This window comes from Paenibacillus sp. XP01, assembly GCF_057364885.1.
On record NZ_CP139481.1, the window covers coordinates 2,760,711 to 2,782,977 of the forward strand.

Annotated in this window: 21 protein-coding genes and 1 pseudogene; 21 read left to right on the forward strand and 1 reads right to left on the reverse strand. The window is 46.4% G+C overall.

The window, feature by feature from the left end; genetic code table 11:
* Positions 1 to 23 precede the first annotated feature (23 nt).
* The 17 genes from SNR34_RS12830 to SNR34_RS12910 all read left to right on the forward strand — a co-directional run bounded on the left by SNR34_RS12830 (position 24) and on the right by SNR34_RS12910 (position 19,197).
* Entirely contained in the window at positions 24 to 2,093 is a 2,070-nt protein-coding gene (locus SNR34_RS12830) for a bifunctional aldolase/short-chain dehydrogenase (protein ID WP_486182046.1), read from the forward strand.
* An 18-nt stretch (positions 2,094 to 2,111) separates the two neighbouring features.
* Positions 2,112 to 3,371, forward strand: a complete 1,260-nt coding sequence (gene rhaA / locus SNR34_RS12835) for an L-rhamnose isomerase (protein WP_339277870.1) — start codon at positions 2,112 to 2,114, stop codon at positions 3,369 to 3,371.
* A 257-nt stretch (positions 3,372 to 3,628) separates the two neighbouring features.
* Positions 3,629 to 5,302: a ribonuclease J gene (locus SNR34_RS12840; protein WP_236419616.1), complete on the forward strand. Its 1,674-nt coding sequence runs from the start codon at positions 3,629 to 3,631 to the stop codon at positions 5,300 to 5,302.
* A 239-nt stretch (positions 5,303 to 5,541) separates the two neighbouring features.
* On the forward strand, positions 5,542 to 7,134 hold the full coding sequence (locus SNR34_RS12845) for a contractile injection system protein, VgrG/Pvc8 family (RefSeq protein ID WP_486182047.1): 1,593 nt from the start codon (positions 5,542 to 5,544) through the stop codon (positions 7,132 to 7,134).
* Between the two features lie 18 nt (positions 7,135 to 7,152).
* Complete coding sequence (locus tag SNR34_RS12850) at positions 7,153 to 8,292, forward strand: pentapeptide repeat-containing protein (RefSeq protein ID WP_486182048.1); 1,140 nt, start codon at positions 7,153 to 7,155, stop codon at positions 8,290 to 8,292.
* Positions 8,293 to 8,319: 27 nt separating this feature from the next.
* Entirely contained in the window at positions 8,320 to 8,838 is a 519-nt protein-coding gene (locus tag SNR34_RS12855) for a hypothetical protein (RefSeq protein ID WP_236419621.1), read from the forward strand.
* Positions 8,839 to 9,540 carry a PAAR-like protein gene (locus SNR34_RS12860; protein WP_486182049.1) on the forward strand — a complete coding sequence of 234 codons (702 nt, stop codon included), beginning with the start codon at positions 8,839 to 8,841 and terminating at the stop codon, positions 9,538 to 9,540.
* Between the two features lie 143 nt (positions 9,541 to 9,683).
* Positions 9,684 to 12,809, forward strand: a complete 3,126-nt coding sequence (locus tag SNR34_RS12865; RefSeq protein WP_486182050.1) for a hypothetical protein — start codon at positions 9,684 to 9,686, stop codon at positions 12,807 to 12,809.
* Positions 12,809 to 13,294 (forward strand): hypothetical protein, encoded by a 486-nt coding sequence (locus SNR34_RS12870; RefSeq protein WP_236421544.1) that lies wholly within the window; start codon positions 12,809 to 12,811, stop codon positions 13,292 to 13,294. Before SNR34_RS12865 ends, SNR34_RS12870 begins: the two co-directional genes overlap by 1 nt.
* Positions 13,295 to 13,723: 429 nt before the next feature.
* Positions 13,724 to 13,960, forward strand: a complete 237-nt coding sequence (locus SNR34_RS12875; protein ID WP_486182051.1) for a hypothetical protein — start codon at positions 13,724 to 13,726, stop codon at positions 13,958 to 13,960.
* 38 nt (positions 13,961 to 13,998) lie between these two features.
* Positions 13,999 to 14,634 (forward strand): hypothetical protein, encoded by a 636-nt coding sequence (locus tag SNR34_RS12880; RefSeq protein WP_486182052.1) that lies wholly within the window; start codon positions 13,999 to 14,001, stop codon positions 14,632 to 14,634.
* A 1-nt stretch (position 14,635) separates the two neighbouring features.
* Positions 14,636 to 15,040, forward strand: coding sequence for a hypothetical protein (locus SNR34_RS12885; RefSeq protein WP_048031438.1), 405 nt, complete (start codon positions 14,636 to 14,638; stop codon positions 15,038 to 15,040).
* A gap of 854 nt (positions 15,041 to 15,894) precedes the next feature.
* Positions 15,895 to 16,641 carry a CdiA C-terminal domain-containing protein gene (locus SNR34_RS12890; RefSeq protein ID WP_486182053.1) on the forward strand — a complete coding sequence of 249 codons (747 nt, stop codon included), beginning with the start codon at positions 15,895 to 15,897 and terminating at the stop codon, positions 16,639 to 16,641.
* Position 16,642: 1 nt separating this feature from the next.
* The gene (locus SNR34_RS12895) at positions 16,643 to 17,167 is read left to right on the forward strand and encodes a hypothetical protein (RefSeq protein WP_343262889.1); all 525 of its coding nucleotides are present in this window, start codon (positions 16,643 to 16,645) and stop codon (positions 17,165 to 17,167) included.
* A gap of 555 nt (positions 17,168 to 17,722) precedes the next feature.
* Positions 17,723 to 17,884, forward strand: a complete 162-nt coding sequence (locus SNR34_RS12900; RefSeq protein WP_486182054.1) for a hypothetical protein — start codon at positions 17,723 to 17,725, stop codon at positions 17,882 to 17,884.
* A gap of 61 nt (positions 17,885 to 17,945) precedes the next feature.
* A complete protein-coding gene (locus SNR34_RS12905; protein WP_486182055.1) occupies positions 17,946 to 18,587 on the forward strand; it encodes a hypothetical protein in 642 nt (213 codons plus the stop codon).
* Between the two features lie 22 nt (positions 18,588 to 18,609).
* The gene (locus tag SNR34_RS12910) at positions 18,610 to 19,197 is read left to right on the forward strand and encodes a pentapeptide repeat-containing protein (protein WP_236421564.1); all 588 of its coding nucleotides are present in this window, start codon (positions 18,610 to 18,612) and stop codon (positions 19,195 to 19,197) included.
* 365 nt (positions 19,198 to 19,562) lie between these two features.
* On the opposite strand, the gene SNR34_RS12915 is transcribed toward SNR34_RS12910, so the two are convergent.
* Positions 19,563 to 19,805: a transposase gene (locus SNR34_RS12915; protein WP_236421565.1), complete on the reverse strand. Its 243-nt coding sequence runs from the start codon at positions 19,803 to 19,805 to the stop codon at positions 19,563 to 19,565.
* A 356-nt stretch (positions 19,806 to 20,161) separates the two neighbouring features.
* Here SNR34_RS12915 and SNR34_RS12920 point away from each other — a divergent pair, with 356 nt between their 5' ends.
* The 4 genes and pseudogenes from SNR34_RS12920 (at position 20,162) to SNR34_RS12935 (ending at position 22,180) form a co-directional block, all read left to right on the forward strand.
* Positions 20,162 to 20,977 (forward strand): nucleic acid/nucleotide deaminase domain-containing protein, encoded by an 816-nt coding sequence (locus SNR34_RS12920; protein WP_486182056.1) that lies wholly within the window; start codon positions 20,162 to 20,164, stop codon positions 20,975 to 20,977.
* 23 nt (positions 20,978 to 21,000) lie between these two features.
* A complete protein-coding gene (locus SNR34_RS12925; protein ID WP_343262860.1) occupies positions 21,001 to 21,513 on the forward strand; it encodes an SUKH-4 family immunity protein in 513 nt (170 codons plus the stop codon).
* A gap of 225 nt (positions 21,514 to 21,738) precedes the next feature.
* A pseudogene (locus SNR34_RS12930) lies at positions 21,739 to 21,930 on the forward strand (hypothetical protein); the annotation flags it as partial.
* 100 nt (positions 21,931 to 22,030) lie between these two features.
* The gene (locus SNR34_RS12935) at positions 22,031 to 22,180 is read left to right on the forward strand and encodes a hypothetical protein (protein ID WP_236421556.1); all 150 of its coding nucleotides are present in this window, start codon (positions 22,031 to 22,033) and stop codon (positions 22,178 to 22,180) included.
* Positions 22,181 to 22,267 lie beyond the last annotated feature (87 nt).

Sequence of the window (22,267 nt, forward strand, 5' to 3'; positions counted from 1 at the left end):
CAAACATTATCGGAGGGAAATGAATGGTACAGAGTTTATGGAATTCAGCGCAGGCTTCGGAGAAAACAACGGGGCTCGAACAGTTGGTCTACCGTTCCAACCTGATCGGAGCAGACCGCAGCGTATGTAATATTTATGGCGGCAACACGTCCACGAAAACAACCGTGAAGGATTTCCGCGGTCGCGATATCGAAGTGATGTATGTCAAAGGCAGCGGTTCCGACCTGGGTTCCATGGAAGCGAAGCATTTTACGGGGCTGGCGCTGGAGGATATCCGCCCGCTGATCGAACGCGAAGCGATGACCGATGAAGAGATGGTAGAGTATTTGGGGCATTGCATGATCGATGCGAAACATCCGCGTGCTTCCATCGAGACGCTTTTGCATGCGTTCCTTCCATATAAACATGTGGACCATACACATCCGGATGCGATTATCAGCCTTTGCTGCGCGGATAACGGCAAGGAGCTGGCCAAAGAGATTTACGGCGACCGTTTCGTATGGGTCCCTTACGTGCGCCCGGGATTCACGTTGTCCAAGATGATTGCTGAAAGCGTATTCTCCAATCCGAAAGCCGAGTTGGTGCTGATGGAGAAGCACGGCCTGGTTACATGGGGAGAAACCTCCGAGGAATGTTATGCGCAAACGATCAAAATCATCAATGAAGCCGAAGCGTTCATCGAAGCACGCGTGGATGAAGGCAGCCTGTTCGGCGGCGTGAAACATGCGGCACTGCCCGCAGAGGTACGTCGCCAAATCGTGGCCCAGGTCATGCCTACATTGCGGGGTGCCGTTTCGGACAGTAAAAAAATGATTCTTTCCTTCGATGACCAGGACGACGTGCTCGCTTTCGTCGGCGGTGCAAATTCCCCGAAACTGTCCCAAGTGGGAGCGGCTTGCCCGGATCACCTCGTTCATACCAAAGTGGTGCCTTTGTTCATCGATTGGACGCCAAACGCGGACGACGTGGACGGCTTGAAAGAAAAGCTCGTGCAAGGCGTGGCCGCTTACAAGGAGCAGTACAAGCAATACTTTGAAGAAAACAAAAACGAAGGCGACGTCATGTTCGAAGCGGCTCCGCGCGTCATCCTCATCCCGGGCATCGGCATGATCAACACAGGCAAGAGCTGGGCGCTCTCCCAGGTCAGCGGCGCGCTCTACCATCGCGCGATCGCGGTCATGCGCGGGGCAACGAGCCTCGGCGAGTTCGTGTCGCTTAGTGCGAACGAATCCTATAACGTGGAATACTGGCCGCTCGAGCTGTACAAATTGTCCCTCGCTCCGGCAGAAACCGAATTTTCGCGCAAGGTGGCCTTCATTACGGGCGGCGCGGGCGGTATCGGCAGTGAGACGGCGCGCAGACTCGTGTCCGAAGGCGCTCACGTCGTATTGGCGGACTTGAACCTCGAAGGTGCGCAAAAAGTAGCGCAGGAGATCAATGACCAGTATGGCGCAAACCGTGCTTACGCCCTTAAAATGGATGTAACGGATGAAGCAGCCGTTCAGGCCGCATATGCCGAAGTTGCCGTGCAATACGGAGGCGTGGACATTATCGTGAACAACGCAGGGCTGGCAACGTCGAGCCCGTTTGACGAAACGTCCCTGAAAGAATGGAACCTGAACATGAACGTGCTCGGCACGGGATATTTCCTGGTGGCCCGCGAAGCGTTCAAGCTGATGAAACAGCAGGGTATCGGCGGCAGCATGGTGTTCATCGGTTCGAAGAACTCCGTCTATGCGGGCAAAAGCGCGTCCGCTTACAGCGCAGCCAAGGCACTGGAAGCTCATCTGGCCCGCTGCATCGCGGCGGAAGGCGGCGAATTCGGCATTCGGGTCAACACGATTCTGCCGGATGCCATCCTGCAGGGTTCGGCGATCTGGAACGGTTCGTGGAGAAACGAACGTGCGGCTGCTTACGGCATCGAGCCGGACCAATTGGAAGAGTATTACCGCAAACGTACGACATTGCTCGTGAACATTTATCCAAAAGACATTGCCGAGGGCATCGCTTTCTTCGCTTCGTCCAAATCGGAAAAAACGACAGGCTGCATGATGACGATCGACGGCGGCGTACCGGCAGCATTCACGCGATAAGAAGGGAGAATGATCGGTATGGACAATCAAGTCAAACAGGCTTACGAAGCGGCCAAATCGCTTTATGCCCAACATGGAATCGACACGGACGAGGTGCTCAAAAAACTCGCGGACATCAAGGTCTCGGTGCACTGCTGGCAAGGCGATGACGTTAAAGGTTTCCTTAACAAGGATGGGGAGCTGACCGGCGGCATTTCGGTAACGGGACAATATCCCGGGGCGGCTACGACGCCTGCGGAGCTTCGCAGCGATTTGGAAAAAGCCTTCTCGCTGATCCCTGGCAAACATAAAGTGAACCTGCATGCCATCTATGCGGATACGGACGAGCAGGTGGAATTGGATCGGCTTGAACCGAAGCACTACGAAAATTGGGTGAAATGGGCGAAAGAACAAGGGCTCGGATTGGATTTCAACCCGACGTGCTTCTCTCATGAAAAATCCAGCGACGGCTTTACGCTGAGCCATCCCGATCCGGAAATCCGCCAATTCTGGATTGACCACTGCAAAGCATCGCGCCGCATCGGCGCTTACTTCGGCGAGCAGCTCGGGCAAACTTGCGTCACGAACGTCTGGGTTCCCGACGGCTTCAAAGACAATCCGGTCGATCGCATGGCACCTCGCAAACGGCTTAAGGAATCCCTTGACGAAGTATTTGCGGAGAAGCTTGATCCAAAGCATCATTTGGATGCGGTAGAGAGCAAGCTGTTCGGTCTGGGCTCCGAAGCGTACGTGGTCGGTTCGCATGAGTTTTACATGGGGTATGGCCTGCAAAATGATACGCTAATCTGCCTCGATGCCGGGCATTTCCATCCGACAGAGGTCATCTCGAACAAGTTGTCTTCTCTCGCTTTGTTTACGAGCGGCATTTTGCTGCACGTCAGCCGTCCGATGCGCTGGGATAGCGATCATGTCGTCATTATGGACGATGAGCTGCTGGAAATCGCGCGCGAGCTTGTCCGCCATGATTTGCTGTCCACGACGCATATCGGCCTTGATTTCTTTGATGCAAGCATCAACCGCGTAGCTGCCTGGGTTGTCGGTACGCGCAATACGATCAAAGCGCTGCTGCGCGCCATGCTGGAGCCTGTGGACGCATTGAAACAAGCTGAACTGGAAGGCGACTATACCATGCGTCTGGCGCTCACCGAAGAGTTCAAGTCGTATCCGTTCGGTGCGATCTGGGATTATTATTGTGCACAGCAAGGCGTGCCGGTACGCGAGCAATGGATTGCCGACGTTCAATCGTACGAAAAGGAAGTATTGTCGCAGCGGCAATAAACCGGCCTGAGTTTCTGAAAGGTTTACGTGGTTAGGCAGCAGTTTGCAAAGGATTTGTAAATAGTATACCCGCTATCCTAAATTTTCATTTCGGCCACCTGGGAACATCTTTCCGGGTGGCTTTTTTGCAGCCTCCAAGCCGTATCCCGCGATCTTCATATCCTTCGCCATGCATAGTTGCAGCGGATTTTTCCATAATAGGAATAGGTGTGTCCAGCGATACGTAGCCTGGACCTAGATGAAGAGGAGGCTGTGACGTGAACCCTGATGACAACAAATTGTTCGTTGCCGCGCTTGGCGGCGTAAATGAAATCGGCAAAAATATGTATATTATCCAGTACCGCCGCGATATTATCGTGGTGGATTGCGGTTCGAAATTCCCCGACGAAACGCTGCCGGGGATTGATCTGATCGTTCCGGACGTAAGCTATTTGCTGGAAAACGAAGAGATGGTGAAAGGGCTAATCGTTACGCATGGTCATGAAGACCATATTGGGGGGATCCCTTATTTTTTGAAACAGCTCAACATTCCTGTTTACGCTTCCAGATTGACCAGAGGGTTGATCGAGTTAAAGTTGAGAGAGCATAGAATGCTTCGGGAAACGGATATGCACACCATCGACGCAAAGTCGAACATTACGCTTGGTGAATTCGACGTTTCATTTTTTGCAACGAGTCACAGCATTCCGGATTGCCTGGGTATCTTTTTCCGTACGCCTGTTGGAAATGTTGTGCACACCGGGGATTTCAAGTTCGACATGTCGCCCGCAAGCGGGCCTTATCCGGATCTGCATCGCATGGCCGAAATCGGCAAACAAGGCGTGCATCTGCTGCTTTCCGAGAGCACCAATGCCGAACGTCCCGGATTTACGCCTTCCGAGCGGGTGGTCGGGGATCATATTTTGGATGCATTCATTCGTGCCAAGCAGAAAATATTCATCTCCACGTTTGCGTCCAACGTCAGCCGCGTGCAGCAGATCGTTAACGCTACGTTCCAGACCGGTCGCAAGCTGGCGCTGCTCGGAAGAAGCATGGTGAATGTGGTCGATGTGGCGAGTGAGCTTGGGTATTTGGACGTGCCGGAAGGTTTGCTTATCGAAGCTGTCGATGTGGAACAATTTGCGCCGAGTGAGGTGGTCGTCCTCTGTACGGGCAGTCAGGGCGAACCGATGGCAGCGTTGTCGCGCCTCTCTTCAGGCAAACATCCGCACGTTAGAGTTGCCGCTGGTGATACGGTCATCCTTGCAGCCGGAGCCATTCCGGGCAACGAACGCAATCTCGCTCATGTCATTGACAACCTCTATGTGCTTGGGGCCAAGGTTATCTATGGCTCTGGCGGCAGTACAGGCATGCATGTGTCGGGACATGGCAGCCAAGAGGAATTGAAGCTGATGCTTACGCTGATGAAGCCCGAATACCTCGTTCCCGTACACGGCGAATTCCGCATGCTGTACCAGCATCGGCTGTTGGCCGAATCCGTCGGCATGGACGGGGATCACGTCTTTATCGTCAACAATGGGCAGATGGTGCAGTACAAGGATGGCACCGCTTCGCTGGGACCGAGAATCCCGTCCGGCAACAGTCTCGTCGATGGCCTGATCATGGGAGATGTGGGCAATGTCGTGCTGCGCGACCGCAGGCAGCTATCCTCGGACGGCATGCTCGTGATCGTCACCACGCTGAGCAAAACCGAGAAACAAATGGTGACGGCCCCCGAAATCATTTCGCGCGGGTTCGTCTTTGTCAAAGACTCGGAGGAGTTCATGAACGAGCTGCATGAGCTCGTCACGGGCCGCATGGAAGAGTTGACCGAAGCGGGCGTGAACCAGTGGAACGTCATCAAACGCAAACTGAAGGACGAGCTTGGCAACTATATCTATGCCCAGACCAAGCGCAGACCGATGATTTTACCGATCATTATCGAGGTCTAAGCCTGGGACGGCAGAACCATTTTCCGCGTATGAAAACATGAATGAATATGTAGGTTGGAAGAAGGGGTAGTAGCGATACTGCCTCTTTTTGGTGCGCGGTTATGAAGGAGAGATATGTATATAAAGTCTTATTTTTTATCCTTTTTATTGAAAATAAAGATAAAATATTAATTTATTTACTGATAAAGACGATAAATAGTAAATTAAAACATCTAAGAGAAAAGAAGGTGTTTGGTTTTATGTCCCCAGTAACGATCAGTTATGAGCAATTGCAGATTCAGCCGTTTGAAATCCGGATCCATGAAGTTTCATTCCATGCGAAGGTGCACGAGCACGGAAGGCTTGCTTTTACAGGAGTGATTCCGGAAGAAAAGGAAGAGCAGTATGTGCGAATGGCTGATGAGAGCACGCCTGTGGAATTGTTGTATACGGACGATCAGGGCCGAAAACAACGCTTGTTTCACGGAATCATTCTGAAGCTCCGCGTGAGGGTGGAGAACAAGGTGTATTGGCTTGAGGGGGAGGCGGTGTCTCATTCACACGCCATGGATCTTCGGCGGGAAACCCGTTCCTTTCAGAACGCTTCGCTGTTGATTCCCTATGTGATGCAGAAAATATGCGGCCTCTACCCGGATGGACAAGTCTTCAATACATTTACCGAGAAAAAAAAGCTCGGTGGTTATACGCTGCAATATCAGGAGACCGATTGGGAATTTCTGAAACGGCTCGCCTCGCATTACCACACGGTAATTATTCCCGTATCAACGGAGGAACGCATCCGCATCTATCTCGGACTGCCCGAACATCGCGATGCGGGCAAGCTTGAAGCCACGCATTACCGGATGTATAAGGACATGCTTGCCTATCAGAAAGAAGCCAAATCGGGAAAGGGCGATCTGAACGAAAAAGACTTCATCCGCTATGAAGTCCAGGTTCGCGACCGTGTGCTTCAGCTTGGCGACATCGTTCAGTTCAAAGGAAATTCGCTGCATGTATTCGAGATTCGAACCGAGATGAAGCAGGGGCTGCTTGTCCATCACTATGTGCTGGGTCACCGGGCATCGGCGTATCGTCGGAAGCGGTACAATTCCCGACTGGTCGGCGCGTCCATTTCCGGAAAGATCATGGGCGTGGTGAGGGATGAGGTCCAGGTTCACCTGGACGTCGATCAGGAATGGAGCCTGGCCACGGCCCATCTGTTCCCGTATTCCACCATGTATGCATCGGAAGATCAGACCGGATGGTACTGCATGCCTGAGAAAGGCGACAGCATACGCCTCTATTTCCCTAATGCCCGGGAAAACGAAGGCATTGCACTAAGTTCGGTTCGCCAAAAACTGCCTGCTGAAGAAAGTGCGGGAAGTACGGCATCTCCGGCATCTCCAGCATCTGGCGTGTCATCGCATGCCGGCGGGAGCGGGAGTCCAGGCAGCGGTGCCGCAGGGGGCGGAACCACAACCATCGTGCAGCAGCAGCAGTTGCAACCGATCGTCAACTTCGACAAGGACCTCAAGGAAGATCTGATGGCGAATCCCAATACGAAATTCCTGCTTACGCCGACGGGACAGAAGATTACTTTTGAAGAGGATCGAATCACGATCACCGGGGCGACTGGAGGAGCGACGCTGACATTGACCAGTGCGGGAACCATCATCCTGAACTGTGAAAACAAAATTACGCTGCAGGCCAGCAAACAGGTGGAATTGGTCGCGGAGACGGTGACCCTGCAGGCCAATCAAATCGATATGTCCACAAAGGATGGCAACGGGGGTTTGAAGATTGATCAGGGACAAGTCGTCATTAAAGGCATCGAGATTTTAATGAACCAATAAATACGCGGGGGTTGAACGATGCATCAGGTAGAACTATGGCAGCAATTTCTGGAGCAAGAAGCACTGCCGTGGCGGAATGCCAAAATACGCGAGCTGCATGAATATTATACGGCGAACAGAGGCGAGATCAGGGAAGGTCTCGTTCCGTTATTCGGCGCGTTATGTGAGAATATCAAACTTCAGCAGGCACGCGGAGAGCTTGGAGATTGCAGCACGATCCACGTTTCGCTGATGCGGACCAGGCTTAGCCAAGGGGACCCTGCGTACATGCTGCATGCGAGCGATCGACGCCGGGAAAGCGAAGTCCCTTTGAGCGGATTTCTGTATGATGCCGGCTGGATCTATCGCTTCATGAACGAGTGGTTTGAGGCATGCGAGCTTGGGCGCAGACGTTATATGAATCGCATTGACCAGGCGGCATTGGATTCATGGCAGGCAGGACAGTTGTATCCTTTTCACGTGTATATGGTTCATGCCGTTCGTCATGCCATGGAACCGATTCGGACCTTGGATTCCTTTGAAGGCATCCGAAAAGACGGCCACTTTGAAGTCCGCGTGGGGGAATATCTGGATCATGATGTCACCGAATCCGTGTATCGTGTCAACCGAATCCAGAGGAGTTCCATCACATGTAAAGGCTGGTTGGAAAGCCGCCTGCCGTCCGAATATATTTACGAGCATATTGCCGGAGTGGATCTCCAACACGGAAATTACGCGGAGCTGGATTTCAATTACGCCAGATTCGAGGAAGCGGATCTGAGCGGCAGTCATTTTGAAGGGGCAAGCCTGCTTGGCATACGTTTCGAACGATGTCGCTGCATGCAGGCCGATTATGGGCAAACGCTGCTGTTCGATGCGGATTTTCGGGAGTGTGACCTGACGGGTGCCAGATTCGATGGGGCACTGGGCGGGCGGGATTCTTTTGTGGAGACGCACGGGCTTGTTTATGGCATACATGGTGTTCTGTTTCAAGGTGCCAATCTGAGTCATGCAACATTCAGATATGCCAGAATCGCGGGTGATTTCGCAGGTGCAATACTGGAAGGAACGGATTTTACGGGAGCGGACCTATCCGGCAGCCGGATGCTGGCACAGGATCGATTTCGAGTTGGATTAACCCCCGAGCAGCGGGCTTCCGTAGAGTGGATTGAAGCTTAGGAGAATGAGGAGAGGGAGAGGGATGGGATGGAGCATTACATCATCGAGCATGACCGTCGTCTGCTGCAGCAAGCGCAAAGCATACAATGGCCGGAACGAATGCTTCAAGGGTACAGTGAAGCGGCCAATGAAGAAATCGTGTTTGTGAAATCAGGCAAGGGTTATACGTGTCCCTGTGTCATCGACCATTATCCGGTCCAGCTATTTACGGAGAATATTGCCACAATCATGCTTAAAGCCGAACCTGACCTTCAACGGAAACGAGTGGTCGTCATGAACCTGGAGCAGCAGAATCAAACGTTCTACGACTGGATCGCTCTGCCCAAAGTGTCTGGAATGGACCCGGAGCGAATTCGCGTTCAGGCCGGGCAAGTGACAGGGTTGGAAATGAATCTCCGGAGCTTAGAGGAAAGTTCAATCTGGTGTATTCCTTATTACCGTTCGCATCTGGTTATAGTTCGGCTGGATGTTGCAGAAAAGTTATTAAAGGCGGGAATATACGGCTTAAACATAAGACCAATTCGGATAACAGAAGGGGAAGAGTAGATGGGGATTACAGATACCATTCTAAAAAAGGACACACGGAACAAATTGCTTGCTTCTCCTTGGAGAAGCGAGGATACCTACGTAACTGCAGGTGCCTATATGCATTGTACGTTCGGAACCCATGAAGAGGTACTTAACAAGCTGGAGCCGAATGGAATCTATATTAACGGGAGCCCGATGCTCACGGTGGATGATTGTGTACCGTCGACCTCCGAACCCGGAACCATTCATGGCATTCCTTTTGCAAAAATGGGACAGGAAATCGACGGAAACTTTTATTCATTCGGTTATTGCCGGAGTGAGCTGCATCCCATGAAGCTTGCTGAAAAGATAACAGGACCGATGTCGGATCCGTCTTATATGATTGATCCTGATCCAACAGAACCTACGATGGGAAAACCCATATATCCATGCTCGCCGCAACTGATGCCCACGGTATCGGCCGCGGCTCCGACACAGGCTCCGTTTACGGCGAAGGCAGCCTTGCAGCAAAGTGCCCTGATTGCACTGCCTATGCTTGATTCGCTGGTGGATGCATTAACCGGAGCGAAAGCTCAATGGACCAACGGCAGTCCCAATGTATCCATTCAAGGGGTACCTGCGCTCACGAGCAAGTCCTGCCTGTATTGCAAATGTGGTGGAAAGATCGGTTTGCTCACGAATGGCATGGACCCGGCTCCCCCTGAATTTTCGGTCAGGTAACGGTAAAGGGGGAATGATGGGTGGAGGTTATTTATCAGGGAGATGGATACGAGTTAAGCTGGCCGTATAAAATTAAGGACTTGCGAAGCTTTCGGGTTGAAAGAGCGTTTAACGCACATGCGAAGTGTGTGTTTTCCGTTCGCATGAGTGAAGAAGAGGCAGAGCAATGCCTGTTGCATAGCAGCTTTAGCGACAGTCTGATTTTGCAAAAAATGACGGATTCCAGGCCGGAGAGCTGGTTTGCCGGAGGAATTACGAAGGTAGACATCCAAATGGAGGACGGAATTCCGCTGGTGGAGGTCCATGCTCTCTCGCGGAGTTATGTGATGGATATGACACCGAAGAGCCGTTCCTACCAGAATAAACGCCTGACCTATACGGAGGCGGTTCGCCAATTGGCTGGAAGGTATCCCGGAGGGGACGCCCAGAACATGGCTACGAGCGATCAGTCATCGATCGGCGCCTTGCTGGTGCAATCTGAAGAGACGGACTGGCAATTTCTCCAACGTCTTGCTGCGCGGGTAGGCACCGTGATTTTGCCGGATGTCACGATGGATGCGCCGAGGGTGTTTTTCGGTGTACCCGATTTGTCGTGGGGCACAGAGATTGTGGCCATAAGATATACGGCTTTAAAAGACAGGGAGCTGTATAAGCAGCTGAAAGCCCATGCCGAAGGAGATGACGCCAATCAACTGATCGAGTCCGATTTTGTGAGCTATCGGGTCACGACGGAGCAATTCTGCCAAGTTGGAGATGATGTTTCTTTTAAAGGACAGATCTGGGTGGTGTCCGAGTCTGTGATCAGCTATCGATCCGGCAGGTTGAGATATGAGTATTTGCTGGTCAAACGGCAAAGCTTGCGACGTAAATCCAGGCGGAATGAACAGCTTCAGGGCAGGTCCCTGGAAGGGCGCGTCATCAAACGGGCAAACAACATGGTGAAGGTTCATCTGGACATCGACGACCAGCATGATGATCACGCCAATTGGTGGTTTCCCTATTCGGGCGAAGGCAACAATATCTTTCACTGTTTGCCGGAGGAAGGCGCACGAATCAAAGTGTACTTCCCGAGCGGAACGGAGAAGCAGGCGATGGCCATTAACTCCGTCCGGGGCAGCAGCGAAGAGATGAAAGGCCGAACGGTTTTTCAGAAGCCGGAGACCAAAGTGTTCGAAATGCCGGGAGAAGCCCGGATGCAGCTCGGCGACGACGGAGTCCTGTTCAAGAAGGGAAGCGTCAGCCTGCATTTGGATGCGGGAAACATTAGCCTGAACGCCACGGAAGATTTGCTGGTCGTTGCGAGTAGTCAGATTGAGGTCGGTTCGGGAAGCGACAAGGGTATGCTGGAGTCCTTCCGAATTCAAGCCGAGCAGCAGATTGTGCTGCAAACCAATGTGGACCAATACGTAGTTCTGAATGGAAACCGGGTAGGAATCCAGAGCAAAAAAGTGGATCTGCAAAAGGTCGACGTGGATTTCATGGAACTGCTGACCGAAGAAGAACTGGAAGAATTGTATTTGGACATGCTGGCCGATGGCGAGATCATGAAAGAGGAACTGGATTTGTCGCTGCAATTACGAACGGCAGTCCAGTTAACGGATGCACAACGTGCAGACATTCGCAGCAAAGTTGCCGAGACGGCCAAAAACGATCCCAATCTGTCGGATCAGGCGAAGACCTGGATGAGCAGCAAATCGGCGGAGGAGCAAAAAAACGTCTATCAACAGAAATACGTAAACCAGCCAGCCGCCGAGCCCGAAAAGAAAAGCAAAGAACAAAAGCAAGCAGAGCTGGAGCAGCAGCAGCAGACATACGATCAGATGGATCGCGACCGCACGGCCATTCACAACTGGCAGCAGCAATCCAAGGAGATGTGGGCGAAAGAAACAGCAGCAGGAAAAACGGAAGCCGAAATTCAGGCGATGCTGCCACCCCCTCCGGTACTGAGTACGAAGTCTTCATCTTCTCAAGGGAACGCCAGTGGCAAACCAGGAATGATGGAACGCATCATGGATTCCACGGGGCTAGGGAATGTATTGAATCAGATGAGTCCATGGCTGGAGCAGGTAGAGCTGAATGACGTGATTCCGCAAAAGCCGGATTATTTGAGCAAACAAACGCAAAAAACGGTATACTTATCCAGATACACATTTCAAGTATTGATCATCGACCCGCAAATGCTGATCGCCGAGTTTAACGTTATTTTTGGCGTGGTGGCCATTATTGCGGCCATTCCGACAGGCGGAAGCTCCTTGTATTTGTTGGCTGCCGCGGATGCGGCTCTCGGTGCGGCGATGATCGTCGTCAATGTGAAGAAACTGAACGATTTAAAGAACGGGGATGCGTATACGAACCCCACGTTCTTGGGTATGGACCAGCAGCTGCTGGACAACCTGGGCGTCGCCCTGATGCTTGTCAACCTCGCCATCTTGGCTAAACATGGACTCAATAAAGCAGCAGACAAGCTCGTGAATAGCAAAAATATGGCCGCGCTGGACGAGACATGGACGACATGGAAGCAGCAGACTAAAGATCGTCTGAACAAAAGCGTAGACGATATCACGGATTATGTATCTGATTCGATAGAGCGGATGCGAAATACTCGTTTTGGCCAAGAATTTGCAATGGATGGACCAAACGGTGTCTATTTCACGAAGCCGAAAAAGCCAATTCCGCCCAATAGCCAGCAACAGCGTTTTTGGAGTGAAATGGAAGCAGGCAAGGATGATTTAGCGAAGAAGTTGGATGAGGGGACGGGTGAATTTAACGATCCAGTAATAACGAAAACGAATAAAGGTGTAGAAGTTAAATTTGAAAACCCGTACGGTAGTATAATAAAGTGGGTTGAACAAAACCCTAAGAATATTCCAAATGCAATTGAAAGTGCAAAGAAGAGTAGTGATGTTGGTAAAGCTATTGAGGCTGAAGTTGGAGAACACGTTAAAAAACATGTGGAAGTTATAGGGTTCGGTTTAAAACTAGATAATATTACTACTGGTAAACCAGCAGGAGATATTGATGTTATGACACACAATCAAATTATTGAGGTTAAGAAGTCAATGTCTGCTGTTAAAATGGATCAAATCGATAAGTATGTTAATCCAAGTCACCCTCAATTCTTTAATTATGAGGGTAGAGAGATTATACTATATGTTCATGAGCCTATTGATGCTTCGAATGTTCAAACAATTAAAATGATCCAAGAAATTAATAATAAAGGTGTAACCGTTGTTAATTCGCTTGATGAGTTAGGAGGAGTATTAAAATAATGGGAACGTCATCCTTTTTGTTATTTAAACGCGGAGAAAGCACTCCAGCAAATGCCTTATTGAGGGGCCTTAATAATATATGTATAAAGGAGAATCTTTTTTTTGATAGTGATGAAGAAAATTATAATAGTGAAGGAACGCTAAAATACACTCGAGTATATATAAGTGACATGCCTTTTAGGGAAAACTATTCAAGATCTCTTTGCTTTAGCGTATATGATGAACCGTATGAATTTCAAATAGTTAGTTTTAATTGGGACGATACGAACGATGAATATTTTAAAGCAGTAGTATCTGACGATTTTTATGAAAATGAAGATCTATTATTGCGATTTTTCCATGCGATACTTAAGATCTATCCGACAGCCAAAATATGGATTGAGGGAGAATGGTTTTATACTCTAGAAGACCTGGATAATATTACTAACATGCCGTACAGCAGTGATTGGTGCTACAAAGATCCAGGAGGAATATCTCGAAATTAGTTGTGGATGATGATTTGCCAAAAAAAGATTCGATTTAATGGGGGCTACCCAGTGCCGGAATGAACCTATCATTCAACTAATAACACATCTAACCCATGTAATGCCCGTATAGGGATTTTTTCTTTATGATTGTATGCACATCCAATGCTTTAACCGATAGATCGAACAGGTCGATTATGATCAGATACCACCATAATTGACCTGTTTTTTGTTATCTTCCTTTTCTTGCGTTTTTTAAATATGCTCGCAATTGTAGAATAAGTCGCCCCGATAGGAAGAATGAAATTGCAATAAATTGCATCTCCTTTCAGGGATTGTTACACCGAAGGAAGAATTCTGCTGAGGTGCAGTTGACTTAGAACAGTCAGGGTCGGCTAAGGATAGTCAGAGCCGTTATTAGTTGCCGCGGATGCGGCTCTCGGTGCGGCGATGATCGTCGTCAATGTCAAGAAACTGAACGATTTGAAGAACGGGGATGCGTATACGAACCCCACGTTCTTGGGTATGGACCAGCAGCTGCTGGATAATCTGGGTGTCGCCCTGATGCTTGTCAATCTCGCCATCTTGGCCAAACACGGACTTAATAAAGCGGCAGACAAGCTCGTGAATAGCAAAAATATGTCCGCGCTGGACGAGACATGGACAGCATGGAAGCAGCTAGACTAAAGATCGTCTGAACAAAAGCGTAGACGATATCACGGACTATGTATCTGATTCGATGGATCGAATGCGTAATATTCATTCATATTCATTTTGGCCCGGAATTTGCAACAGAAGGGCCAGCCGGTGTCTATTTCACGAAGCCGAAAAAGCCAATTCCACCAAATAGCCAGCAGCAGCGTTTTTGGAGTGAAATGGAAGCAGGCAAGGATGATTTAGCGAAGAAGTTGGATGAGGGGACGGGTGATGCTACTAAGTTTAAATTTCCTGATGACCCAATGAGAGATGTTAGTGGTTCTGGTAGAATTTCAAACCCAACAGAATGGAATGATATACTAAAAGATGTAGAATCTCAAGGTGGAAAAATTAACTACACAACTGATTCAACCACCATGGGATATGGACCAAATGGCACAAGAGGAAATCCAGGTACTATATTAATAGATCCTGATGCATCTTTTAGTGCCTTGAAACATGAATATCAACATTTTCTTGATGACAAAGCAAGTGGTTGGGAAGGTTGGAGAGTAAAATTAACTGATTATGATGAAGCTTATCGATGGGAGGTAAATGCCTATCAAATAGAAATTGATATGGCAAAAGAGCTAGGAAGAAATGATATAGTTGAGCATTTACTAAAAAATTTAGAAAAAGAAAAATCCAAAATTTATCATCCATGAGGTGATTAAGATAATTAGCAAAAATGAATTAGATGAAAAAATTCGCCAAATAAAGCAAAATGAATTATCAGTACAAGAGTTAATTGATTGTTTGGATTCGAAACAAATGTATATTATCAGCAACACTATTATTCAATTGGTGAAACTAAAAATTAATAATTCGTTAGTTATTGCTAAGCTTCAAAATTTAACTCAATATATGGGTGAACGTTATGCTTTTGCAGAGGGAATTGGAATTGGACATTTTGCTATGGCAACACTATCAATCTTTAATACCTCTGACTCTTTATATGTGTATCATGAAACTTTAAAAAATTTAATGGACATAGATATAGAGAGGATAAAAAAGGCAACTCTAATCCTGAATGACTTAATTGATAATGATATTAAGGAGGATAAAGGATAGAAAGTTTTATTTCGGTGGGGCCACCCAGTACGGAATGAGCCCATCATTCAAACAATTACAGACTTAACCCATGTAATACCCGTACACAGATTTCTTCATTTTCCTTGTACGCACATGAAGCTTTAATTTTATACCCTATTTAACGTAATAGTATTGCATCGAACAGGTCGATTATGGTCAGATACCGCCATGATTGACCTGTTTTTTGTTAGCTTCGTTTTCTCGCAGTTTTTTTTAATTTACTCAAAACTTTAGAATGCCCCCCCCCCCCCCGATAGAGAAAATGAAGTAGCATATAATCGCATCTTTCAGGATAGATACCACCGATATTAAGAATAGGGGCGGATAAAACGAAACTTTTTTCATATCGTCCGTAACTTAACTGAACCTTTCAGCGATTGTTACTTTGAAGAAAATAACTCTGGTGACGGCCAGTTAACATAGAACAGACAGGGAACGTATAAGGGTAGTCACCTGTCCCTAATAAAACCCAAAATTCATCAAAAAATTCGGGAAAGGTGGCACATGAAGGGAGTTACTGTATCCATCGGCCGTATTGTCGTTCACTTTATAGACGTGTACTTGGACTTCTTCAATGAGTTCCATAAAGAATTTGCCACTATTAGAGGGTTAGGACGAAGGTAGGGAAATTTTTAAAAAAGTTACTTACTGAGATACACGTTTCAAGTATTGATCATCGATCCGCAAATGATGATCGCCGAGTGGACGAGACATGGACGGCATAGAATGAGCAGACTAAAGATCGTCTGAACAAAAGCGTAGACGATATCACGGATTATGTATCTAATTCGATGGAGCGGATACGAAATACTCGTTTTGGCCCGGAATTTGCAATGGATGGACCAACTGGTGTCTATTTCACGAAGCCGAAAAAGCCAATTCCGCCCAATAGTCAGCAACAGCGTTTTTTGAGTGAAATGGAAGCAGGCAAGGATGATTTAGCGAAGAAGTTGGATGAGGGGATGGGTAATGATTCTGCACAGATACCTCGAACAGGAGCAGAATGGGATGAGTATTTCCGTTCAAAATATGGCGATAAGAATGTGGACTGGAAAACTAGTTCTGAGTACAAGCTATATGGTGATAAGTATATTCCTTATACACCTAAAATTAGACCCAATGCTGTAATCACTAAGCCGTCACTGCCTAAAGGAGGAAAGCCAGAAGGAAATTATGCCAAGATCCCACCAAAAGGTGATAGAGGCTTAGAAAGACAAAATGAAACTGCTGATGTACTTGCAGAACAAGGATATCGTACTATAATGCTTGATGAGCTTCCAAACGGAAATGGCTATGGTATTGATCCTAAAAAAAGTCCAGATTTTATTATAGAGGGACAAGTATTTGATTGTTATTCTCCTGATTCAATTATTCTAAAAAATACTCTTGACATGCTCAGAGAAACAACTACAAAGCAAGCTAGAAGAATAGTGTTAAATTTAAATGATTATCCTGTTGAGAAAAGAACGGAGCTTATTGATCATTTAATAAGTCAGACACATAAGGACTTGAAATATTTAGATGAACTATTAATTATTGAGGATCGTCAAGTAACTAGAGCGTACTGGAGGTATGAGTAATATGGATTTCAGGTTATCTATTGGTTTTGATTTACCTAGAGAATCCTTGAGAAAGTTGCTTTATGATATGATATGTGAAGTATTATTTGTAGAATTAATTGACTATGAGGCAGAAGTACGAGATAGGTCTGATAATCGAGAAGTGAGTATTGGTTGCACTTATTTTTCAATGAGTATTGATTTAGATAATGAAGATGAATATTTGGAGCGTTTTCGAGAAATGAATTTTGAAGCGTATGGTGTAACTACAAATGTTCTTATTAGTATTCAATTTATAACGAGCACTTTTGATATTGGTTGGTTAAAAATGTTGGAGTTAATTGGTAAAATATTGCGAATGAACAATTTGGATTTAGTTATTGAAGATCATACCTCATATCCACTATTGAAAAGAATTAAAGGGCGTTTAATTATTAATAGTAATTTAGATTATCGGACATGGTATCTGACAAAAGAAAATCTAGCACTATTGAATTATCCATATGAAGAGGAGGATTTTTTAAAAGATAGTGAAGAAGAAAAGTAAAGGCTTGTCTAGATTTTTGAGGTGTATCAATAACCATATTAACCAAGCCACAATACGAGCTAACCGCCCGCGTTGTGGTCTTTTTTCGTTCTTTAATATGGATGGTGGGGAGGGAACAGACCCCACCCAGTGCGGAATGAACCCATTATCTAAACAAGGCTGGTGCTTGCAAACGAATGTGGACCAATGAGTGGTGCTGAATGGAAACCGGGTAGGGAGCCAGAGCAAAATAGTAGATCTGTAGAAGGTCGAAGCGGATTTCATGGAACTGCTGACGGAAGAATAGCTGGAAGAATTGTATCTGGACATGCCGGCCGATGGCGAGATCATGAAAGAGGAATTGGATTGTCACTGCAATTGCGAACGGCGGTCTAGTTAACTTAACGTTATATTTCGCGTGGTAGCCATTATTGCGGCCATCCCGACAGGCGGAAGCTCCTTGTATTTGTTGGCTGCCGCGGATGCGGCTCTAGGTGCGGCGATGATCGTCGTCAATGTCAAGAAACTGAATGATTTAAAGAACGGGATGCGTATACGAACCCCACGTTCTTGGGTATGGACCAGCAGCTGCTGGACAACCTGGGCGTCGCCCTGATGCTTGTCAACCTCGCCATCTTGGCTAAACATGGACTCAATAAAGCGGCAGACAAGCTCGTGAATAGCAAAAATATGTCCGCGCTGGACGAGACATGGACGACATGGAAAGCAGCAGACTAAAGATCGTCTGAACAAAAGCGTAGACGATATCACGGAGTATGTATCTGATTCGATGGAGCGGATGCGAAATACTCGTTTTGGCCAAGAATTTGCAATGGATGGACCGACTGGCGTCTATTTCACGAAGCCGAAAAAGCCAATTCCACCAAATAGCCAGCAGCAGCGTTTTTGGAGTGAAATGGAAGCAGGCAAAGGTGATTTAGCGAAGAAGTTGGATGAGGGGACGGGAAATGCTGACTTAGACAAAATTAGAGAAACTGCTCCAGATTACTATAAAGAATTGATAGACAAGTATGGGGATGAGGGAAAATACTACGCTAGATCTCCAGAAGAGTATGAGAGTTTGGCAAAAGATCCAGCAAAAAACTTTAAAATAAACGAAAAGACAAAAATTGAAAGACTAGCAGGCTTGGAGTTAGAGGCGAGAGGGGACCTACCTGGTCCTATAGTTAGAGATACCAATCCAGCAGGTGCAGAATTTATTGACGCAACAGGTGTATTGTGGGACGTTAAAGGATGGTATTCAAAATTTGCGCCAAAGGGTTATACACTGGAAAAGGCAATTGCTGATATAGAAGAATCACTTTCAAAAGGGGAGAATGTTATCATCGATTCATCAAAAATGTTCCCAGAACATATAGACGAAGTACGCAAAGCGGTAAAAGAATTAGGTTTAAGTGATATGTTGCTGTGGTGGCCATAAAGTATGTGAAAGGAAGAATTACATGGATGATAATATGTTTATAAAACATCATAAATGGGCAGAATCGGATGGTAATATTGGAGAAAAAATAGAAATTGTAAAAGAAGAATTACAACAACTGAATCTTACAGGGATGAATCTGAGTTGTTCAGAGATTGTAGAGTCAAATATGAGTAGTTCGTTTTTTGCTAATAATGATATGAGTGATTGCTATTTTTTAAGTACATCATTTGAAAGAACGATTTTCTCGGAATGCATACTGAGTAAAACGGTATTTGACTACACTTCCTTAAAACATTCAAATATATTAAATTGTGTAGGGATAAAAGCGTCTTTTGATGATGCAGACCTCAGCTTCGCTAATATATCTGGATCTGACTTGAGGCGAGCATCATTTCGAAGAGCAAATTTAAGCTGCTCAAAGTTTTCTAATGTTGATTTAACAAATGCTATATTTGATGGGGCACTTCTCTATGAAACTAGTTTTGAAGAAATAAACGGGATTGATGAAGTGTCTGCCAAACATATTTTTGTTGGAACTGAAGAGGAACCAATAAGGCTGGACGGTGATGATATTAAAAAGTGGTTAATGGAGCAGATGAGTGGATAATATCTTCATTAGCGAAATCTCCCTAACAACGAGATCGCAAAACACAACCAATCACTATATAATTCAAACACTTGTTTAAATTTCAAAAGCTCATTCCAACTTATTTAGTAGGAGAGAGCTTTTTTTCATGTTCAAAATTAAAGGAAGAAAAAGGGGATGGAAAAACGTGGATAAGTAAGGCGAGAAGAGTTGATAAACTAGGGGTGTCTTCAAACTCAAGCAAGCCACACCATAATGGATGCCGGAGTCGAAAAAGCCTTGAACGTACACGCTAATTTATCGTAGCGAGTTGCCAGACGACGATTGCTTTTGACTTTATTGAAAAAAAACACTCCACTAAATGGCGTTCTCTATAGATATCTCGGTCAACGGGTTGTATTTCTCGGCGTTGGAATCACCGGGATCGCTTGTTCCTCGTTCAGAAGCGCCCTGATCGCATTCGTATCATAGACTCGATCAGCTAATACTTGTTTCATCGTCGGTTCGATGGCTTGCAGAAGTTTGTAGCGCTGAACCGAGTCATGAGCTTCACCACCCGTTAATTCGAAACGAAGTGGATTTCCGAGCGCATCGACGATGGCATGAATTTTGGTGCTTAAACTACCCACGGGAACGTTCGATCGCTTGCTTGCTTTGCCCCCGCTCCGTGCTGGTGAACGCGCACAATCGTGGCATCAATCATAATGCTTTCCTCATCGCTATATAGGGAGACAACCTTCAGCACCTTATCCCGAATTCCCGCTTTCTGCCAACGTCAAAAGTGAGTGTAGACGGATTTCCAGTGGGGAAAGTGGCCAGGAAGATCACGCCATGGGGCGTCTGAATGTGCAGCCCAAAGGATGGTTGATTTATGGTTAGATACCATCGTAATTAACCTGTTTTTGTTATTTTCGTTTTTGTCAATGTCAAGAAACTGAACGATTTGAAGAACGGGGATGCGTATACGAACCCCACGTTCTTGGGTATGGACCAGCAGCTGCTGGACAACCTAGGCGTCGCCCTGATGCTTGTCAATCTCGCCATCTTGGCCAAACACGGACTCAATAAAGCGGCAGACAAGCTCGTGAATAGCAAAAATATGTCCGCGCTGGACGAGACATGGACGGCGTGGAAGCAGCAGACTAAAGATCGTCTGAACAAAAGCGTAGACGATATCACGGATTATGTATCTGATTCGATGGAGCGGATGCAAAATACTCGTTTTGGCCCGGAACTTGCAATGGATGGACCGACTGGCGTCTATTTCACGAAGCCGAAAAAGCCAATTCCACCAAATAGCCAGCAGCAGCATTTTTGGAGTGAAATGGAAGCAGGCAAGGATGATTTAGCGAAGAAGTTGGATGAGGGGACGGGTAATACTGAATTTGGTTTAAGCCGTTCAAAAGTTGTTGGCTATGGTGAATCAGATTTAAGTAGAATGGTAATTGATTATAGAATGAAAAATGGTGTTCAGGGGACAAGGAATATTGCGATCTTAGAATACGAGGATAACGGAATACTCAAGTATGAGATTGCTGAAAGTAATAGGGAACTAGGAGTACACTCAGAAGAAATACTTCATCAGAGAGTGACTGAAATGGGAATTGATTCTTCTAAGATAAAAAGGATATATACCGAAAGGCAACCATGTAATCTTGAGCCATATCATCACTGTGATAATTTGATTTATAAAAATTATCCGAATGCAGAAGTAACTCATAGTTTTGAATACGGAGACTATGATTCGAGAAAACGTGGTAATGACGAAATGAAGAAGGCTATTAAGGCGTTATTTAAGTAATGAAAGTAAAGGGGGAATATCTAATGATTGAACTATCAAAGGATTTTTGGAACTGTGATTTTTTTAGGTACAGTATAGATGAGTTGGGGATATACGGTTTTTCAGAGGAAACAATGGAGTTTTTATTGAATTATGGCTTACCTAAAAATCATACAATCTTTGAAATGAAAGGTATCAAGTTCTTTGATTCAATTAATTTTGAAAGAATCACCTTTAACGGAGAAGAGTTCATTAACATAGGACAAAGTCGGGGGGCTTTCATTTCAATTAAGAAAACTACTCAAGAAGTATTTGCACTTCTGGAAAGTCGAGAGGATAGGATATTCATTAATTCAAGTATAAAATTGTTTTTGTTATTCCATCAGCTATTTTATACTGAGCTTAGAAAAGTTGATGACATAGACGATGATGAGCAGTGTGAAAAATTTGGGAAAATGATGCGAGAGGAATTTGAAAAAATCGACTCTACAGCAATGTTGGACAAAGAGAGTACATGGTCAAGACTTGTAGAGGAGTATGAAAACTGCTCTATCTAATCGAAGCTCTCAAATAATTAAGTCATTAGGACTACCTAGTATCGAATGAAACGACTTTTCCTATCCTTACCAACATAACCTTTGTTCTATTTGTAAGAAAATTTTCATGAATTAAGATGTACGTACTGAATGGCTGTAAAAAGTATCTCTATTAACATAATAGCGTTACATCAAACAGGTTGATTATGGTCAGATACCACTATAATCAACCTGTTTTTTTGTTATATTCCGCAGGATGCTACCGACTCGATCGTGAACGGCGAGACGAAGTTCTTCGTTTTCCCGGATGATCGCCATTGGGGCTTCTACGTCCTGCCGGTTGCCCGAAAGAACGAACAGCTCTATCTTGGTCCGCAGAAGCTGTTTCCGTTCGAGCCAGATCTGCCCGAATTGGACTTTTTTGATGGGAGGAAGTAGAGAATCGGACCGAGAGAATGGCGCAAAATGAAGTGCCCGAGAGGATTACCCGGAGTACGTCGTAAGGCGCTGACTCTGGTTCGAAGGGAGGGAGAAGTTGATGTTCACGCATGTGTACCCGCATTTCCAGAAAGGCCGTATTCTCAAAACCGCCATGCTGGAACAGCTTCCAGATTATCCGCGCGACTATCTGGAACTCTGCTACCGCAACTATGCGAACGCATTATTGCCAGGGCGGAGGTCGAAGTAAAGACAGACAAGCTGTCCGTATCCCCCGGAATCGTGCTGTATCTCGGCAAACTGTATATGCTCACCGAGCAAACGGACATGTCTTACG

Bases quoted from the DNA above. Each gene is read 5' to 3' on its own strand.
- SNR34_RS12830 (WP_486182046.1), top strand. From the start codon at position 24: ATGGTACAGAGTTTATGGAATTCAGCGCAGGCTTCGGAGAAAACAACG.
- rhaA (WP_339277870.1), top strand. From the start codon at position 2,112: ATGGACAATCAAGTCAAACAGGCTTACGAAGCGGCCAAATCGCTTTAT.
- SNR34_RS12845 (WP_486182047.1), top strand. From the start codon at position 5,542: ATGTCCCCAGTAACGATCAGTTATGAGCAATTGCAGATTCAGCCGTTT.
- SNR34_RS12850 (WP_486182048.1), top strand. From the start codon at position 7,153: ATGCATCAGGTAGAACTATGGCAGCAATTTCTGGAGCAAGAAGCACTG.
- SNR34_RS12855 (WP_236419621.1), top strand. From the start codon at position 8,320: ATGGAGCATTACATCATCGAGCATGACCGTCGTCTGCTGCAGCAAGCG.
- SNR34_RS12860 (WP_486182049.1), top strand. From the start codon at position 8,839: ATGGGGATTACAGATACCATTCTAAAAAAGGACACACGGAACAAATTG.
- SNR34_RS12865 (WP_486182050.1), top strand. From the start codon at position 9,684: ATGAGTGAAGAAGAGGCAGAGCAATGCCTGTTGCATAGCAGCTTTAGC.
- SNR34_RS12870 (WP_236421544.1), top strand. From the start codon at position 12,809: ATGGGAACGTCATCCTTTTTGTTATTTAAACGCGGAGAAAGCACTCCA.
- SNR34_RS12875 (WP_486182051.1), top strand. From the start codon at position 13,724: ATGATCGTCGTCAATGTCAAGAAACTGAACGATTTGAAGAACGGGGAT.
- SNR34_RS12880 (WP_486182052.1), top strand. From the start codon at position 13,999: ATGTATCTGATTCGATGGATCGAATGCGTAATATTCATTCATATTCAT.
- SNR34_RS12890 (WP_486182053.1), top strand. From the start codon at position 15,895: ATGGATGGACCAACTGGTGTCTATTTCACGAAGCCGAAAAAGCCAATT.
- SNR34_RS12895 (WP_343262889.1), top strand. From the start codon at position 16,643: ATGGATTTCAGGTTATCTATTGGTTTTGATTTACCTAGAGAATCCTTG.
- SNR34_RS12900 (WP_486182054.1), top strand. From the start codon at position 17,723: ATGGACCAGCAGCTGCTGGACAACCTGGGCGTCGCCCTGATGCTTGTC.
- SNR34_RS12905 (WP_486182055.1), top strand. From the start codon at position 17,946: ATGCGAAATACTCGTTTTGGCCAAGAATTTGCAATGGATGGACCGACT.
- SNR34_RS12910 (WP_236421564.1), top strand. From the start codon at position 18,610: ATGGATGATAATATGTTTATAAAACATCATAAATGGGCAGAATCGGAT.
- SNR34_RS12920 (WP_486182056.1), top strand. From the start codon at position 20,162: ATGGACCAGCAGCTGCTGGACAACCTAGGCGTCGCCCTGATGCTTGTC.
- SNR34_RS12925 (WP_343262860.1), top strand. From the start codon at position 21,001: ATGATTGAACTATCAAAGGATTTTTGGAACTGTGATTTTTTTAGGTAC.
- SNR34_RS12935 (WP_236421556.1), top strand. From the start codon at position 22,031: ATGTTCACGCATGTGTACCCGCATTTCCAGAAAGGCCGTATTCTCAAA.